The sequence below is a fragment of the Streptomyces sp. NPDC045431 genome, assembly GCF_040646655.1.
Taxonomy (GTDB): Bacteria; Actinomycetota; Actinomycetes; order Streptomycetales; family Streptomycetaceae; genus Streptomyces.
Window position 1 is genome coordinate 130,899 of the sequence record NZ_JBEZAQ010000017.1, and the last position, 17,823, is coordinate 148,721.

The window sequence follows — 17,823 nt, forward strand, 5'->3', positions numbered from 1 at the left end:
ACCCATGCCCCTCGTCGCGCCACCGCCGCCCGTCACCGTGGTCATCGCCCCCGGCGACGATGCGATCCACACCCACACTGCCCTGGCCGCCCACCATCCGCCGTCCGGCCGGATCACCTTGCACCCCGGCCCCGGCACCACCAGCGAAACCGGCCTCGCCCACGACCTTCTCGCTGCCCTGGGCAAACCGCCCCTGCTCCCGGGCCGCTTCCCTGCTGGCCGTCAGCCCGCCTGGGAAGCCGCCGCCGCATGGATGACCGCCCTGCCCATCACCCGGCTGACCGTCCTGCTGTCGTGGCTCGTTCAATCTGATCGGTGTCCGGGGTGTTGAGCTGGTCTGATCAGTTGGCTGGTTGGGGCTGGCGGTGTGCTCTGTGTTGGCGAGGGGCTTGACGTTGCTTGCGGGCTGGGGCTTGGCGGGGTCTGTGAACTGTGGGTTTCCTGCTTCGGGGTGGCCGTGTGTCCGTTGGTCAGTTCTATTGGTTGGCCGGTCAGTTTCGTTGGGCGGCTGTTGTAGCTGATCAGGGGTGTGGGTTCGTGGATGCCGAGGGTAGTCAGGAGGTGTTGTTGGTGGGGGTGGAGCTGGTTCCAGGCGCGTTGCTGGGTGCGGATCCATTTGGTGGTGGTGTCGGGGAAGGCGTGGCCGGCGGTGTGGTGGGTGTGGGCTTGGTGATAGCTGTGGTTCCAGGAGGCCCGCCAAGGTGGGTTCCACCACGGGTCGAGTGCGGTGAGCTGTGTGTCGTGGGGCCAGGGCCGGCCGGTGCGGCGTAGGTGGGCGATGGCGCGTTTGCGCTGCTCGTACAGCCACCAGCCCAGGGGGAATCCGTCGTGTTCGGTGGCGTAGTGGGCGGTGCCGAGTCCGCCGTGAGTGTGTGCGTAGGAGCGGGCGTAGGGCAGGCCGCCGTCGATGGATGACGAGACGGTTGTGGGGCGCGACCGGCTGGCGCCGGTTCTGCGGCGCGTGCGTGTTTCCTGCTGGGGGCGGGCGGCGTGTGCGTCCTGGGGTGTTATGCCGAGGCCGGTCAGGAGTTCCTGCTGGCCCGCGTGGAGGTCGTCATAGTTGATGCACTGGGTGAGCAGCCATCTGGTGGCGGCTGGAGGGAGTCCGGGGAAACCTGCGGCCGCGTTCAGAGCGTGGCCGTGGATCTCGTTTCTGACGGCATGGTAGGTGATTTGCCATGGTAGGCCCCAGGATGGGTTCCACCATGAGTCAAGGACGTCGAGGGCCTCGGCGCGACGGTGCGGGAGTCGGCCGTTGGCGGCCCGTTTGCGTTGGTGGGCGAGCCATGTCCCCAGCTGGTAGCCGTGGTGGTTCGCGCTTCTGGGCACGGCGAGGTGTCCGTGTCGGGCGGCGTAGGAGCGGGCGTGTGCAAGGCCTTTGTCGAATGAGGCTTGCTGGGTGACGCGACGGGGCCGTGCGGTGCAGGAGCTCACGGTGGTGATGCCGAGTTGCGTGAGCCTGTGTTGCTGCCCCGGGTGGAGGTTCTGGTAGGCGACGCACTGGGTGTAGAGCCACTGCCCAGTCCAGTCGGGGGTGCCGGGGAAGCCTTGTGCAGGGAGGAGTTTGATCCCGTTCTCTACGAGTTTGCGGGCGGCGCGGTGGTTGATCTGCCAGTCCCCGTTCCACGGTGGGTTCCACCATGGGTCGATGGCGGCCAGCAGCGGGTCGGCCGGGTAAGGCGCGGCGAACTTGGCGGTGTGAAGGCTGGCCTGGTGCTTTTGGCGGGCCAGCCACTTTCCGATGGGGAAGCCCTCGTGCCGGTCGGAGGGTGATGCGTTGAGGTCGCCGTGCAGTGCCGCGTAGGAGCGGGCGTAGTAGAGACCGGTCTCCAGGGACGGCCTGTGGGTGGCGGGGTTGGGGCGGGCGGTTTGGACAGTCTGCTCAGTCAGTCCGACGGCCGCGAGCTGTCGGCGCTGTTCCACTGCCAAGCCGGGGTAGGACACACATTGGGTGTATAGCCATTGACCGAGTTCGTCGTCGAAGGCTGCAAAGGCGCTTTCGGGGTCGAGGGGGTGGCCGGAGCGGACGAGTTCGGTCACCGTGTAGCAGGCTCGCTGCCAGTCGGAGGGCCAGGGCGGTGCCCACCACGGATCCATTGCGTCCAGCTGCTGTGTGAGGGCGGGATCGAGAATGCCGCGTCGGGCGCGTACGCGGAGGTTGGTCAGCCATTGGCCGATGGGGAAGCCGGCGTACGTATCAGCAGAGCTCGCACAAAGGTGCCCGTGCTCCTTCCAGTAGGCGCGTGCGTTGGTCAGGCCCTGGTCACGGGCCTCGGCGAGGTTGCGACGCCGCGGCAGTGCGTGGCGGGCGGCTTCGGCACTGATGCCGATCTGTGCCAGTAGTCTGCGCTGCTGGGGGTGGAGGCTGCTGTAGACCTGGCACTGCTGGTACAGCCAGGTGCCGAGATTCTCGCTGGTGCCGGGGAAGCCCTGCTTGGGGCTGATGTCGGTGCCTGAGTCCAGCAGCCGTCGTGCGCGCAGGTAGATGCGCTGCCACAGTGTGCTCCACGCAGGATTCCACCACGGGTCAAGAGCGGCCAGGGCCTGGCTGCGCTCGGGGGAGAGCTGAGGGCCTGCGGCGCGCTGGTTGGCCAGCCACAGGCCGAGTTGGAACCCGTCCTCTTCGTGCCGGTAAGGAATGCAGAGGTGGCCGTGTTCGGTGGCGTAGGTGCGGGCGTGGCGCAGGCCGCGCGCGAACCCCTTAGCGGTCTCGGCCACGTCTGGGGCCGACGACCCCTCCGACTCCGTTTTTCCGGGCGTTTCGTCGACGGGCCGGGTTTCGGCCAGGAGCCGGGTGATCGGTGCGGGCCGGTGGGGCGGGGAGACGTGCCACATGCTGCGTGTTTTCGGCTTGTGGCCCGCCTGGGTGCGTACGCAGGCGCGTACCCAGGCGTTCAGTGGGCCTGTCGTGATGGCGCTGAGGCGACCGGCGAGCCATGGCCGCTCAAGGCGCCGAGCCAGTTCGTCCACGAGGCTGGGGACATCGGCGAGCGCGTGCGGCTGATGCCGCCCCGCGTCATTGAGTAGCCGCTGCTGCAGGCCTGGGTCGGCGAGAGCCGCGGCCAGCGTGACGGCTTCGGGATAGGTCACCGCATCCCGCGCTGCGGCACGCCAAGCGAGGTCGTTGCCAGGTGCCATCAGCCGCAGCCGATCGGGCCAGAGGATCTCTTCCAGCCAGGGCTCGTCCCACCACGAAGCCATGATTGCCTGCGCCATGGTGAACGCTTCGCCGGCGTGCGCAGAGCGCCGCAGCAGCCGTATATGACGGCGCTGGGCCGCCCCGTTCTGCGGCACATACCGCAGGTCCAACTGCCCGAGGACGGCCGCTGCCCCGTCGACGACGGGTGTTTCCATCATCCAGCACTGGTGCTTGACGCATACCCGGCCGTGCGGCAGCAGGTAGCGGCGTGCTTCTTCCTGGCCTCGTGTGGCGGTCGCGGTGCACGCCCGGCATCCGGGGCCGGTCGGCGGGATCGTGGCTGCGGTGCGGACCCAGGCGGCCGGCCTGTTCCCGAGCCTGCTCGAAGGGACGTCTCTGCCCCAGGCCGGCAGGGCACGGTGCAGGTGTTCTTCGGGCATGCGGCAGAAAGCGGCGACCACCGCCCGGGCCTCGGCGTTGAAGACCACTTCGCCGTCGGGTCGCACCGTGAACAGGTTGGGCCGCCGCCCCACGTCCACGAGCGCGCCGATAAGTTCTTTGGCCGTGAGCTTGTACCGGGAGGCGACTCTGCTCATGAACGACAGCGTCGTCTCGCCGTTCAGTGGAGCGACACGCACCGCGCCCAAAGGCGGTCTATGCAGGGGCAGTTCGTTCTGCTCGCGCTGTGGTGGCTGCGAATAATCCCTGACGGCAGGTTCCATTAGAGGGCTGGTGGTCTTCTTCACCGCTGGTCCGCCTCGTCAGGATCCAGTGCCGTTGTTGCGGGGGCGCGGGAGGCGTTTTCGGGGCGGGCGGGCTTGCTGCTCCGCGCGGATGTCGAGCTGGATGCCGGCCAGGAGCCGTTTGGTGATCTTCTCGCTGCCGTCGAGGAGGGCGGTGAGGGCGGCTTCACGGATGAGGTGGGAGAGGCTTCCCATGACTCCGCCGGTGCGCTGGTGGAGGTAGTCGGCGTGCCGGGCCAGAGTGCCCCCAGTGTGGCGGCGCAGGTGCAGGGCGTTTTCCATGTCGGTGACCAGGTCCAGCCAGACGGCGCGCTGTTCGGCGGTGCCGCGGGACAGGGCGGTGTTGCGGACCAGGGTGAAGCGGCCTGCCAACTGTGCGCCGCGCGGCCCGTTGAGCAGGGGGGATGCCTCGACGTCGACGCCTGCGTAGACGAAGGTCGCCGGAATCCTCTCGCCTAGGTGCTTCATCTGGTCGGAGGTCTCCGAGCCGGCCCGGGTGCGGGTGTCGAGCAGGTGGACGTCGTCGACGAGGACCAGCGCGGTGCCCAGCTGGCACAAAAGGTGGCAGACGGCGTCGGTGATCTGCGCCTGGTTCATCCGGACCGCGATGGGGATACCGAGGAACCGGGCGAACTCCGATACCAGCATCTTGGGGGTGGAGGCGGGCGGCACCGCCAGGAACACCACGGGCAGCCGGTCGGCGCGGCCGGGGTGGCGGCGCTGCTCGGCGAGCTCGAAGGTGCGGCCCATCTCCAGCAGGGTGGTGGTCTTGCCGGTGGTGGGTGGCCCGGAAACGATCAGTCCGCGGCGCGCGGTGCCCTGCTGGCGGCGGTTGAGGAGCATCAGTCGCCGAACCGACAGTGAGATGCGCTCCATAGCCGGGGTGGTCAGGACGACAAACCGGGAGTGATAGTCCAGGCGTTCCTCAAGCGACCAGTCCTCGCCGGCGTCTGGCGGGGGCTGCAGTGGGGGAGTGCCGACGAACTGCTGCCAGCCCTCCCGCGTGGTCGGTGGCGCATAGGCCGCCATCTGCTGCTCCTCGTCCGGGACGGGACCGGCTTCGGGGACTGCTACCACTGGGTTGCCTCCTGGCGGGCATCGTAGATCCGCGACGGGCGGGGGACTGCGGCCCGCCCGGATGGCTGCTCGTCTCCGGCGGGGCCGCCGCCGGCATCGTCTGATGTGCCGAGCGGGTCTTCGTCCTCGTCCCAGCCGTCCTCGAACTCTTCGTCGTCGGGCTCATCCAGGCTTGCTGGGGTGAAGGCGCCGACCAGGCCGTAGGAGAGGGTCGGGGCGGTGAGAGGGTCGGGCGGCTCCTGCTGGTTTGGGACGGGCTCGGCGAGGGAGGCTGCGGCGCTGGCGCGTGCCGCGACGGTCCGCTCGCGGCGGGTGCCTTCCCCGTTACCGGCCCGCCGCAGGAGACGGTCCAGGGCCTGGGCGAGCTGTTGCTCGTGCTCATCGCGGTCGCCGCGGCGCTCGACGGTCGCGCGGATGTGGCGCCAGGTGAAGTCGGTGAAGGGCAGGCTTACCCGCTCCTTGTGGATCCAGGGCACCTCCTCCCAGCCGCCAGGCAGCCGCACCCAGATCTGCTGGGGGTCATAAGGGTTGTGGTGCACCTCCCACATCCCGTCCGGGGCCGTCGACTGGAACCCGCGGTGCGGGTTGAGGACCTCATGGTCGTAGGTGCGATAGTCGAAGCGGATGCCGTAATCGTTGATGCCCACCCGCTTGACCGGCATGAGCTCGACATAGTCGTCTTCGCTGAGCAGCACCGGCACATAGCCGGTCACGCCGACCAGCGCGGCCCACATCTCGTTCGGCGACACCGCGAGCTTCGGGGCCAGAGGATGACGCAGGGATGTGTGCCGACGGTGCTGCCAGTCTGCGACCTGCCACTCGTCCAGCAGATCCTGCACCTGCGGCAGCGTCCAGCACGCCTCGTCCTCGACGTGAGAGCCGCGCTGAGTGACGTCGGAGCCGGTGTAACCGGCCACGTACTGGGAGAACCGGTCGCCGATGGTGCGGAACATCCGCTCGACATTTCCCTTGGCCGGGCCGTTGGCCGGAGGCGCCGGCTGCACCGACACCCCAAAGCTGTCGCACGCCGCGGTGAACGAGGCGGAGATGAACACCCGGCCCTGGTCGACGACGACCGTCTCCGGCGTGATCACCGGACGGGCTGCCGCACCCTCCAGCCGCGCGTCCAACGACACCAGCCGCTCGTAGGGGATGACGGAGCGCGACATCGCCAGCGCCTCTTCCCACCCTCGGCGCATCCGCATTGGCGTCACCATCTGCGCCAGCAGAACCGCCGCATCCACCGACCCGGTGCCCATCGGCCGCAGCACGGTCGCACAGATACTGCGCGTCGCCACATCCAGGGCGATCGTCAGCTCGGCCTTACCCACCACCCCGTCGGCCAGGACCACCATCACGTCCAAAGGGGTGCTGTCCAGCATCACCAGCTCACCGGGCCGCAGCGCCACCGTCGGGGTGAACGGCGGAGCCGGCCGTGAGGAGTGACGGCGCCGCTGCGCCGCTGTCCCCAGCAGCCCCTGACGGTCCGCGAGGGCGTGCACCAGCCGGTTGAACGTCGAGGCCGGCGGCACCTTTACCGTCCCCACACCGTGGGCGTCCTCCAGAATCCAGCCGACGGTGCGCCGGAGCCGGCTCAGCGTCCCGGTCGACCGCTCCCGCTGCGCCTGGAGTGCCTGCTCGATCGCGGCGACCACCCGCTCGTCCGCGCGCCCTACCGGCGAGCGCCGCCGGGCGGCCCGGCCGTCCACCAGCCCCCACACGCCTTGCTCCCGATAGCGGGCCCGCATCCGCCGCACCGTCACCGCACTGGCCGGCTGCCCGGCCGCAGTCAGCTCGGCGGCCTTGGCTTCCTCCCGCTCCGCCATGGTGCGCCGGGCCGGATCGAACTCGGCACGCGGCACCTGGTCCTGACCCGGAACGGGGCACCCGGTCTCCACCTCACGCACATGCCGCTCCCAGGCGTACGCACGCGCGCGCACCTGTTCAGGCAGCTCCTCCAGGAGCCCGAACGGAGGCACGCTGCGCTGCGGGGCGCCTACCACTTCGAAGTCGGGTTCGGCGAACAGGAAGTTCGCCAGGACAGTGGCCACGGAGTTGTCCGCGTCGACCAGCCGTACGCATGACCCTTCCAGCATGACCACCGTCCAGGTCCGCTTCGCCCTGTAGCGGGGGTGCCGGTACCCGGCCAGCCAGCGCAGATTGGCCGCCAGAACCGGATCCGGAGGGCGCAGAACCCTGTACTGCCACCCCGCTGCCGCAGCCGCGGCCTCCACCACCGCCGCCCGACAGGCCAGGCGCGGTGAGATGTCCCCGTGCCCGGCGCAGTCCGCCAGCAGACCCCTGCCTTCCGCGAGCCGGGCCATCAGATGCGGTGCGTGCCGCACCCAGGTTCCGTCACGCTTACGCCAGGTGAATTCCACCGGGCGGCATGCAATGGCCACGACCGAAGGATCCCGGTCCAGTAGCATCACCTGGTTCCGTATGACACCAGACCCGTAGTGCACCAGCCGCCCGGTCGTTGCCGACCACCACCAACCAGGCGCAAAACGACGGCCAGAGCGCACGGGAAAGGGCCGCACCGGACCGCAGTCCTCCAACGCGACCTCCCGTGCGACGTCTCGCCAGCACATCAGCAGGTCACCGCCCGCAGGATCGACGAAGCGCGCCATCAGGTGATCCTCGGCTACCTCCGCGAACTCTCCGCTTGCCTCGCCGCCTTGTAGCCTCACGTCTGACAGCCAAATGCATGCCGGGCGGCCGGGTACGTGATCCGGCTGCTCCCACCCCGAACGGGTGAACGCAATCCGCTGCCGAAGAGGGAGACCTCGGTGAGGGAAGGACATGCTGGCTTCACGAGTTCCGCCGAAGTGATCGACTCGCCAGTCGAGTACCGCTTACGCTGCGTGCTTGGGGAGAGTGGGCTGGGGGGTACATGGTTGATCCGATTGCGACTGCTGCCCTGAACGATTCGGGTTCGGTGACACTGCGAGGCTACGAGTACCAGACTCATGTGGCTGCACAGGCCGTCCTGGAGATGCTCGCTGATGAGGCAGTACGGCATGTGACATGCGAACACATTGAGGACGTCATCATCGCCCGCAGTGAGGAGCAGGCCAAGGGCGGTCTGTTTTGGGAGTTTCAACAGATCAAGATGCGGGAAGTGGCCACTCCCTGGGCATTCAGAGACGTGCTCGCAAAGAGGCCCTTGCAAAGCCTGTGGCGTACGTATGGAACGTTGAAAGACCAGGGACTCTCCTACAGGCTAACGGCTGCCGTTGAGGGATTTCTCGATCCTGCCGACGCGCTCGTTACTGCTCTTGCGCACGGAGAAGGGGCCGACAACGAGCACTGTATGGAGCGGGTGACTGCCCACCTGAAAGCTGACGCCAAGGAGGTCTCTGCCTTCTTGGGCCTGATCCGTATCCAGGAACTTCCCAGGAGCGAAGACATCGAGGAACGTAACGTCGCGTTCCTTCACGAACTGGGCTCGCCTTTGACCGGTACTGAAATTAACGGTCTCTACGCCGAGCTAGTGCACCGTGTCAGGAAGGCGATGCAAGGCCGCCTGGATCCTCGGTGGACTGAGCAGTCAGGAGTGCAGGACCTGCCTGCGGGGCTGCTGGGGAAGCGCATCGGGCCCAGCGCGGTTGCCGATATCCGTCAGCGCCTGCAACTACCTGATCGCATGCTGTTGACCGGCTTCTCACAGCGCGGAGGAGTCGACACAGCGCAGATCAGTGAACTGCGGAGTGGCGCAGCAGCCCCGTACGAGGCTCGCGGTCTGCGCAAGGACTATGACTGCGAGAAGTTCCCCTTCCACCGTCAAGAGGACGGCATGGCTGACGTCTTCTACGCGACGCACAAGCCGACCGGCACGCCCGTCGTCCTCAAGAAGCTACGCGGCCAGTACCCGCACCTCGACAAGAAAGCCCGGATGACCCGTGAGATCGAGGTGGGCCGTCTTCTGAGCGACCATCCGAATGCGATGCCGGTCTGGGACGCCAGCGCCGACGGCACGTGGTTCGTCATGCCCAAGGCGCAGGCTGTCGCAACGGAATGTCTCGATGACCTCAAGGATCCGGCCGTACTACGGGACCTGATCGAGAGCCTGTGCTCGGTGCTGATCGCTGCGCATGGGATGCAGGCACCGGGCGCCCCTCACGGATGGATACATCGGGACATCAAGCCGTCTAACGTACTTCGGCTTGATGGGCGATGGGTTCTTGCCGACTGGGGCATTGTGCGTCGTCCGCCTGGCCAGACCACGCATGCGCAGCGCACCCGGCTTGGGGCGAGCATGGGATCTGAGGGCTTTGCCGCTCCGGAGTTGAGCTTCGATGCCCACAGTGCCGGTCCGCCGACTGACGTCTACAGCTTGGGGCAGCTGATCGGCTGGGCGATCACACGCAGGAACCCGCAGCAGAATATTCCACTCATACCGGACTCTGGACCCTGGCGCGCGGTCGTCCGAGGAGCAACGCGTACGGACCCTGGGAGACGGCCGGCAACGGTGCAAGCGTTCCTTGACCTCATCGCCCAGGAGATCGACACACCCCCCACGCCGCCCGTAGTACATGCCGAAACGCTCCGTGATGCTTTGAACGATGGAGCAGCGAATGCCTCAGAGGAGTTGGTGGCCCTGGCGGCTACCCACCCCGACGACGCTGCTCTGTACTGCGACGTACTTCTCAATGTTGATCCTGTGGCGCTCATGCCGGCGTTGTTGGCTGACCCTCCCCGAGCCCTTGAGATTGTCCGGGCGATGCCCGACCTTCTGGGCACACACCGCTCAATAGAGCGTGGTGAAGTCGACGCCGTCATCCTGTGGCTGTTCACCGTCGCACGCCACGCCGCTAATGCTGCGCAGTTGGATCTGCTGGAAGTTTGCTGCAACGGCGCCTTCACCTGGGACGCCTTGTGGGACCAGTGGAGGCCGCAGGATGAGATCAGGCCCTGGCTGCGCACCCTGACAGGGGATGCCGCCGGCTCAGTCGCAGGAGCGCTGCGCGACCATCCCGACTGCGCACGCCACTTCTCCTCACTGGCCAACGAGATGCGAGTCGATCACCGGATCCGTTCGGCAGTCTCACCACCTTTGCCGGGCGCGACCGGCACCGCCGGGTCAACGTAGGGGGCGGCGCGACTATGCCCGGTACCTCGTCTTCAGCGCGTCCCGGTGTGGCTGGGGCCGGGTCGAGTGACGCTGGGAACCATGGGCAGGCGTAGTCGACTTCGATGGTGCTGAAGGCTTCGTCCGGCCAGGGGGCGGTGTCGTTGTCGGTGGTGATGAGCTGGAGGCCCGAGCCGTAGGCGTCCGCCGAAGAGGGACCCGTCCTCAGTGAGGGAACAGTGGCTCCACGAGTTCCGTCGAAGTGATCGACTGGCCAGTGTTGTACCGCTTACGCTGCGTGCTTGGGGAGAGCGGGCTGGGGGGTATATGGCTGATCCGATTGAGACCGTTGCTCCGGACGATTCTGGTTCGGTCACGCTGCGGCGGTACGAGTATCAGGTTCATGTGGCTGCGCAGGCCATCCTGGAAATGCTCGCTGACGAGCCGGTACGCCATGTGACCTGCGAGCACATCGAGGACGTCATCGTTGCCCGCGGCAGCGAGGAGCAGACCAAGGGCGGCCTCTTCTGGGATTTTCAGCAGATCAAGACACGGGACACGACCACGCCCTGGGCGCTTACGGACGTTCTCGCCAAAGGACCGTTGAAGAGCTTGTGGCGCACGTACGGGGCGGTGAAGGACCAGGCGCTCTCATACGGGCTCACAGCTGGGCTGGAGGGTTACCTCGATCCCGCCGACGCACTCGTCACCGCTCTCGCACGTGGGGGAGGGGCGGATAACGAGCGGTGCCTGGAGCGGGTGACAGCCCACCTGAAGGCTGACGTTAAGGAGGTCTCAGCCTTCCTGGGCCTGGTCCGCATCCGGGAACTGCCCAGACGCGAGGACATCGAGCTGCGCAACACCGCCTTCCTCCACGAGCTCGGCCCGTCCTTGACCGGTGCGGAGATCACCGGCCTCTACACCGAACTCGTACGCCGTACTCGGGAGGCAATGCAGGGCCGTTTGGGCCCGCGGTGGGCCGAGCAGCTAGCGGTGCAGGACCTGCCTGCGAAACTGTTGAGGAAGCGCATCGGCCCCGGCACCGTCGCAGACCTCCGACAGCGTCTGATGCGCCCTGACCACGTACTGCTGACTGATGTATCGCAGCGTCTCAGCGGAGTCGAGACAGCGTTGGTCCGCAAGCTACGCCGGGGCGCGGCGACGGACGATGTAATCCAGGAAGCTCAGATGGTCCGCGCGCATGCCGACATTCACCGTATGAAGCAGCAGTCCCTGGGCACGTGGCCGGCTGACCCGGCCATCGAGGCGGACCTGGACGAGCGGCTGCTGCTGGTCGCGCGCCGTACCATCCGCAGGCACGCGGCAGATCCTCGCCCAGCGAACGCCATCTTCGACGGCCTCCAGACCACTCTCGAAACCAGCGCCGCTACCCACGACCGCTGGCCCCTCTATGCCCGGGACGGCGTGCTGCTCATGGGCCGGGCGTGCGCCATCTCCGACGAATGCCGTTTCGACTGGGGGACTGGCCATGAGTCTCCTGCCTGATATCGCCCCGCCCCCCACCGCGCCCCCGGAGTATCCAGACGGACTCCCTCCTTCCGCTGACGCCCAAGCCAGGCTTCTTGTCCTCATCGACGCCTTCTCCGAGACAGCAGCATCCAAAGGCATCGAAGGCAGGATGAAGCTCGCCAAACTTGACTTTCTCCTGCGCTACCCCGAGCACTTCAACCATCTGATGGCCGAGCGCCGACCCGACGCCGACCCAGGCGACGATCCGTGGCTGACAGGAGCCATCGAGCAGAGCATGATCCGCTATCGCTATGGCCCCTGGGACCCCGCTTACTACGCCCTCCTTGGTGCTCTGACAGGCAAGGGCCTCATCGAGCCCAAGCACGAGAACGCGGTCGCGACCTACCGCACCACGCCAGCCGGAAGAAGGGTCGCGCAAGCCCTTGCCGAATCCGAAAGCTGGCGCCCCGTACGCGATCGGGCCCGGCTCCTGCGCCGGCACTTCAACCTCACCGGCACCACTCTCAAAGACATGATCTATCGAGCGTTCCCCGACATCGTCGAGGCGGACTGGGGGACACAGCTGTGAGAATCCGGATCGAAGAACTGCACCTGGTCGGAACCAGCCGCCGCATCCGGTTCGAGCGTGGGATGAACGCCATTACTGGCGCCATGAGCGGCGGCAAGACGGCGACGATCAGCTGCCTTCGGGCCTTGCTCGGCGCCGATGTAAGCGTCGTCCCCGAGCTCCGAGGGCGCACCATGGCCGGCACCGTACTCATCGGCGACCGCCGCTTCCGCATCGTCCGCCCCCTTGTCACCACGACGACCGCCAAGGTCGATATCGCCGAGATCGGAGGCCAAGAGGAAGCCTGGCGGTTGCCGGCCAGCGAACTCCAGGCCGGCTACGACCACACCTTCCGCGACTGGCTCCTCGACCGCCTCGGCCTGCCTCGCATCAAGGTGCCGCGAGCCCCAACCGACCAAACGAGCCCGCTTGTCCCCGTGACGGCAAGCGACTACCTCATGTACTGCGTCCTGAGACAGAAGGAGATCGACGCTTCTGTCTTCGGCACCGCTGACAACCACGCGAAGAACATCAAACGCCGCTACGTCTTCGAGATTTTGTACGGCATCCATGACCCTGAATCCACCGGACTTCGGGAACGGCTTCGCGAAGTGTCCACGGAGCTCAAGGCCCTCACTGCGGACTCCGTCACCCTGGAACGACTCTTGGCTGAGACAGCCTTCGGCTCACAAGCCCAGCTGGAGGTGCAGCGCACAGCCACTGAGACCAAGCTTCGGGCGGCACGCACAGCGGATCAGCAACTAACGAGTGAGCTCACCGACCCTTCCACGGTGACCCTGCGCTCTCGGATTGCTGATGCTGAAAGCGAACTCGCGCGCATCGACATGGCCACCGCCGCAGAATCTGCGGCGGTAGCCAACCTGCGCGAGCTACACGACCAGCTCATCGCCCAAAGCCGTCGCCTCACCCGCGCACTCGTCGCGGAACGGCTTCTCAACGACTTCGAGTTCCACACCTGTCCCCGTTGCGGGTCCGGCATCCCAGAGCGCGGTGACGACCACACCTGCCGACTGTGCCTGCAGACCCCTCCGCAGACCGCGGCACCGTCATCCCTCGCCAGCGAGCAGGACCGGGTGATCGAGCAGGTTTCGGAAACCAAGCAACTCATCGAACGCAGCACGAAAAGAATCGAAGAACTCCAGGCCGCACGCGCAGGCCACGCCCGTCTCCGCAACGACCTCGGAGCACAGCTAGACCGAGCCACGTCAGCCTTTGTCAGCGATCAGACCGACCGCATCCGCGCCACCGCCGCCGAACAAGCCCGGCTTGAAGAACGCTTGATCAGCCTGGAGCAAGCCCTGTCGTTGTACGAGCGTTCCCAGAAGCAGGCACGCCGCATCGCCGAGCTTGAGCAGGAACAAGAATCTCTCAACGCGAGCATCGACGCTTCCAGGCACAGCAACCCTGCCGTCCAAGAACGACTGCGGAAACTCGACGAAGCCTTCGAGACGATCCTCCGCGCCTTCGACACCCCACGATTCGAAGAACCGGCCGGCACGTACATCAGTCGCAAGACGTACCTGCCCATCGTCGACGGCCGGTCCTTCTCAGACCTCGGCTCTCAGGGAGTGGAAGTCCTCGTCAACGTGGCGCACGTCCTCGCACACCAACTTGTTGCCCTGCGTGACAACAGCATTCCGCTCCCGAACATCCTGATCATCGACGGCCTCAGCAACAACGTCGGCCACGAAGGCATCGATCTCGAGCGGCTACGCAAGATGTACACCACCCTGCTCAGCGCTGCCCTCCAGCATATCGATGACCTGCAGATCATCGTGGCGGACAACGATCCCCCGCCCATCTCGGGAGTTCACCGCGCGCTAAAACTGTCGGACACCGATCGCCTCGTCCCAGAAGCGACCGCCGGGCAAGAGGCCCCGGACGCAGAAATTGATCAGAGTGGCGACAGCAGCTGAGACACCAGTCGAATCTGCAACCCGCAGTCCCGGCAGGCGTTCCCTTGGGGACTGCGGGCTCGGCGCTGTCTGGTTAGCGCACCGATGGGTCGGTGCCAGAGTCATGCCCAAGCGATACCGAGCTCCCGTAGGGCAACGAGTTGCTCCTGAGTGAGCTTGTCCCGCCTCGACTTGGTGTTCGAGACCCACACGCCAAGCTTCACCGGCACCGGCTCGTCCTGGCCATCGACCTCGATCTCGACGACCGCGCCGCGTGGGACCGGCCGATTGCCTTCCCGCTCGACCCACTGGGTGAGGGCCGCGAGGCCGCGTTGAAAGGCTTGCTGCGCCTTGCTCGGCCCCTTCGCCGTGTGGCTTGCCGTCGGGGCGGGGGCCGGGGCCTGGTCGGGCTGTAGGCCCAGCTTCAACAGCCGCTGCTGCTGCTCCTTGGAGAGCTGTTTCCAGGTGCCCGGGTTCTTCTGGCGCTCCAGCCATCGTCCGATGTCATCGTCCTCGAACAGCACCCCGGGTTGGATGTGGGGCAGTACTCCGCCGGCCTCGTCGGCGGCGAGGTCGGCGAGTACGCGGTAGTGCCTCTGCCAGTCGAGGGGCCAGGGGCAGTTCCAGTCCGGGTCGATCTCCGCCAGCTGCTGCGCACGCTGTGTCGCCCGTTCCGGGTCCTTGCCGAGGCCGTCTTTGCGGCGGAGGTTGGCCAGGTGCTGTCCGATGGGCACCATCGCCTCGCCCTCGCCCCACAGCGCGTCTTGCCGGGGTGCGAGGTGCCCGTGCGCACGGTGGTAGGAGCGGAGTGCGGCGAGTTTGTTTTCCCATGCTTCGTCGCCGGGCTCCCACACCATCCCGACCTCGTCGAGGAGGTCCTTGCGGTGGGGGTCGAGTTCGCCGCCGCGCAGCGCCTTGCGCTGCTGGTGCACCCACCGGCCCAGGGGATAGCCCTTCGTCGTGCCGACCTCGGTCTCGGTGTCGTAGGGCACGGCGTACAGGCCGGTGATCCCGTTCTCGGCACGCCACCGGACCAGGGCCTGATAACCCTCGAGCCAGACCAGGGACTGGGGCCGGATGACGCGGCAGCGGGTCAGGGCGGCGATGTCGGCAGCGTCGCGGGGGGAGGCGAAGTTGACCACAACTGAGGTGACCCGGTCGACCTCCTGCTGCACCTCGCTGGCCTCCTCGGACAGGTCCCCGTTCTGCGGGCCGGCCGCGGGGGCGGGCCGCACGTGGATGCGCCGCCGTTCGGCGCCGCGGGTCAGCGCGCGGGAGGCGAGCTGGTCGACCATGCGTTCCGAGTGCGAGCGCAGGGCTTGGAGGATGTCGACCAGGGGCTGGTAGCTGGCCGAGGCGATCATGTCCTTCGGGTCCTCCCCGGGCTGGAGGAAGACGGGGATGATGATCCGTGCGGTCTTGGTCGTGCCGTCCGGGTTGGGGCGCAGGGCACGTCCGATGTTCTGGACGATGTCGACCTGGGAGCTGCGGGAGCCGACGATGCACACGGCCTCGACCCCACGTAGGCCGGTGATGTCGACCCCGACCCCGAGGGCGCGTACGGAGGACAGGAACGCCCGGTGCACCCGCCGGTTCCGGGCGTCGATACCGTTGGCGAACCGGTGGATCACCGCACGCCGGTGCGCGATGGGATGGTCCCCGCACAGCCAGTCCGCCCACACCCGGTCCGCAGGCACGTGACGGCCCTCCTCGAGCTCGTACAGCTCAGCGTCGATCGATGACGCGGGCAGCTCATCCGCCCCGGCCAGCGCCGCCGCGGAGGCCTCAGCGGCGTACAGCTCGGCGGCGGTCGCCGGCATCTGCTCGGCGAACGCTGCGGCTTCTTCGACCCGCTGGTGGAAGACCATAGTGGTGTGCAGATTCCGCTGCGCCGCATGCTCCAGCAGCGCGGCCTGGAGCAGGGCCATGCGCCGGCCACGCAGCGCGTCCTCGGACAGGCCGAGGATCGGGTCGGGATCGCGGATCTCGAGCACGTCGATCTCGAAACCGGCGAGGATCGAGCGTTCCACCGCCTCCGCCAGCCCAAGATCAAAAATCCGGGTGCCGTATGTGTGGGAGTCGTCCTCCATCGACGCGATGACCAGCTCCCGCCCGTCCCGCCCGCGCTGCGGCCGGGGCGCGGCCAGGATCCGCGGGGTCGCGGTCAGGTAGAGCCGGAAGTCGACAGGGATCCGGCTGTTGTCGTGGATCGCCGCCCACGGCCGCCCCATATCCCCGGCCGTCATGTGCCCCTCATCCAGAATGGCCAGGTCAAACGGAGCTATCCGCTGCCCGTACAACCGCTCCCCGCCCGCCAGAGCGGTCTCCAGCGGCCCGCGCATCGTCCGCCGACCCGAAGGGTCCTCGGGATCCTCCCGGTCCACCAGGGAGGCGTACGTGGCGAACACGACCACCGGACCGCTCCCGGCCCACAGGGCGAGCTGGATCGGGTTGGTGGTGGTGCGCACGCCGAGCTGCTCCAGGACCTCGTCCTTATCTACCGAGCAGACAGCGACCATCGGCGCCCGGTGCCCGACCCGCCGCCAGGACTGGGCACTCTGCACGATCAGGTCCAGGGTGGGCACCATGACGAGGATCCGGCCGTCCGGGAAGTACTCCAGAGCGCACGCAGCGGTGGTGATCGTCTTACCGGACCCGGTCGCGGACACCCCCATGGCACGTGCCCCCTCCGGAGGCACAAAGGATCTTGCAGGAAATCCTACCCAGTTACGAAAGCGCAATTTCTGGTCGACCTGGTGTTCCTTGAGCGGGATCAAAAGCATTTCTAAGCCCTCCCCGGTTCCCATTCCTGTGGTCCTTCGATGGCCGCGTGTGGAATACAGGCCGCACCCGAGCCGTTCCAGATCGACGCACCCGCCCTATGCCAGCCGGGCGTTCCGTCCTAAAGGGCGGCTGGCCGTCCGGGCCGTAGTGCCCGACACCGAGCGCGCAGAGGATGCAGTCCTCGTCGCTGTTCACCCTCCGCGCCGCACAGACCGCCGGCCTCGCCCAGCACCTCCAGCACCCGGCGCCGCGCCATGGTGTGCAGACCGGTGCGGGGTAGCACGGTCCCGAACGAACCCCTCCAGCCGCACCAGGTCCGCCCGTCCACCCTGTCTCACGTCCGCGAAATGTACGGCCAGCTCAACCGCCCCGCCCGACCGGCCGCGCGCCGTGGCAGTCCCGGCCCGCGATGCCCCCAGGGCCTCGCTCACCGCCATCACCCCTTCGCCCCAGCCGCCCGCGAGCACAGCACACCCCGAGAAGCCGGCGCCATGCCGTCCAGCTCCACCACCTCGCACTGCGTCAGCGCGGGATCTGGTCCGCCGATTCGTGGTGACCAGACATCTGGCCATCCTCTCGAAAGTTGGGAGAATCCAGAGTGACTGGCGGGGTGTCCTCGATTTCTGCCAACGATACATGCTACATCTAGCTGAGGCAGCCACCACATTAGAACCCGGCGCGAACGAGCGACCCCCGCTCCTCGTAGCCAGCCAGGCCCGCGCCAGCGGGCCTTGGGTCCTGGAGGCGCAGCCGGAAGGGCCCTTGAGGCAGGGGAGCGCAGCGGACCCGCCGACCCAGGGCAGAGCGAAGCGAAGCCCAGGGCCAGTGGGGCAAAGCCCCGCAGCTCCGGAAGCGCAGCAGACGGAGCGTCACCAAGCCCGCGTGGCGGGCTTGGTGAGCGGGACGCGCAGCGTCCCGCCAGCGCTCCCGCGGAGCGGGAGCGCAACCCCCGCGCTGCGCGCGGCGGTGCGGGACGGCGGCGAGGGCGGCCTGCTGCTGGTCGAGACCTCGGAGGGGACGTACGCGACGCGCGCCCTGATCAACGCAACCGGGAC

Annotated in this window: 9 protein-coding genes; 5 read left to right on the plus strand and 4 right to left on the minus strand. The window is 67.5% G+C overall.

Going from position 1 to position 17,823, the window contains the following annotated elements; genetic code table 11:
• The first annotated feature begins 4 nt into the window (after positions 1-4).
• Positions 5-331, plus strand: coding sequence for a hypothetical protein (locus tag AB0A69_RS27620; protein ID WP_361427571.1), 327 nt, complete (start codon positions 5-7; stop codon positions 329-331).
• Here AB0A69_RS27620 and AB0A69_RS27625 read toward each other — a convergent pair.
• From AB0A69_RS27625 to AB0A69_RS27635, 3 genes are read right to left on the minus strand one after another with little or no spacing between them, the layout of a single operon-like run.
• Positions 304-3,885 (minus strand): helicase associated domain-containing protein, encoded by a 3,582-nt coding sequence (locus tag AB0A69_RS27625; RefSeq protein WP_361427574.1) that lies wholly within the window; start codon positions 3,883-3,885, stop codon positions 304-306. The two genes, AB0A69_RS27620 and AB0A69_RS27625, sit on opposite strands and share 28 nt — an antisense overlap.
• Positions 3,886-3,900: 15 nt before the next feature.
• Positions 3,901-4,911 (minus strand): TniB family NTP-binding protein, encoded by a 1,011-nt coding sequence (locus AB0A69_RS27630; protein ID WP_361427615.1) that lies wholly within the window; start codon positions 4,909-4,911, stop codon positions 3,901-3,903.
• Between the two features lie 41 nt (positions 4,912-4,952).
• A complete protein-coding gene (locus tag AB0A69_RS27635) occupies positions 4,953-7,589 on the minus strand; it encodes a TnsA-like heteromeric transposase endonuclease subunit (protein ID WP_361427577.1) in 2,637 nt (878 codons plus the stop codon).
• Positions 7,590-7,852: 263 nt separating this feature from the next.
• Here AB0A69_RS27635 and AB0A69_RS27640 point away from each other — a divergent pair, with 263 nt between their 5' ends.
• From AB0A69_RS27640 to AB0A69_RS27655, 4 genes are all read left to right on the plus strand, one after another.
• Entirely contained in the window at positions 7,853-10,051 is a 2,199-nt protein-coding gene (locus AB0A69_RS27640) for a dsDNA nuclease domain-containing protein (RefSeq protein WP_361427580.1), read from the plus strand.
• Between the two features lie 306 nt (positions 10,052-10,357).
• Positions 10,358-11,536, plus strand: a complete 1,179-nt coding sequence (locus tag AB0A69_RS27645) for a dsDNA nuclease domain-containing protein (protein ID WP_361427583.1) — start codon at positions 10,358-10,360, stop codon at positions 11,534-11,536.
• 133 nt (positions 11,537-11,669) lie between these two features.
• Complete coding sequence (locus tag AB0A69_RS27650; RefSeq protein ID WP_361427586.1) at positions 11,670-12,089, plus strand: hypothetical protein; 420 nt, start codon at positions 11,670-11,672, stop codon at positions 12,087-12,089.
• Positions 12,086-14,005, plus strand: a complete 1,920-nt coding sequence (locus AB0A69_RS27655) for a hypothetical protein (RefSeq protein WP_361427589.1) — start codon at positions 12,086-12,088, stop codon at positions 14,003-14,005. Before AB0A69_RS27650 ends, AB0A69_RS27655 begins: the two co-directional genes overlap by 4 nt.
• Positions 14,006-14,106: 101 nt before the next feature.
• Here the strand turns inward: AB0A69_RS27655 and AB0A69_RS27660 are convergent, their stop codons facing one another.
• On the minus strand, positions 14,107-16,767 hold the full coding sequence (locus tag AB0A69_RS27660) for a Helicase associated domain protein (protein ID WP_361427618.1): 2,661 nt from the start codon (positions 16,765-16,767) through the stop codon (positions 14,107-14,109).
• Positions 16,768-17,823: the final 1,056 nt, after the last annotated feature.

Excerpts from the sequence above, each read along its gene's own strand:
- AB0A69_RS27650 (WP_361427586.1), top strand. The coding sequence starts at position 11,670 with ATGAAGCTCGCCAAACTTGACTTTCTCCTGCGCTACCCCGAGCACTTC.
- AB0A69_RS27645 (WP_361427583.1), top strand. The coding sequence starts at position 10,358 with ATGGCTGATCCGATTGAGACCGTTGCTCCGGACGATTCTGGTTCGGTC.
- AB0A69_RS27630 (WP_361427615.1), bottom strand. The coding sequence starts at position 4,911 with ATGGCGGCCTATGCGCCACCGACCACGCGGGAGGGCTGGCAGCAGTTC.
- AB0A69_RS27635 (WP_361427577.1), bottom strand. The coding sequence starts at position 7,589 with ATGGCGCGCTTCGTCGATCCTGCGGGCGGTGACCTGCTGATGTGCTGG.
- AB0A69_RS27620 (WP_361427571.1), top strand. The coding sequence starts at position 5 with ATGCCCCTCGTCGCGCCACCGCCGCCCGTCACCGTGGTCATCGCCCCC.
- AB0A69_RS27660 (WP_361427618.1), bottom strand. The coding sequence starts at position 16,767 with ATGCTTTTGATCCCGCTCAAGGAACACCAGGTCGACCAGAAATTGCGC.
- AB0A69_RS27640 (WP_361427580.1), top strand. The coding sequence starts at position 7,853 with ATGGTTGATCCGATTGCGACTGCTGCCCTGAACGATTCGGGTTCGGTG.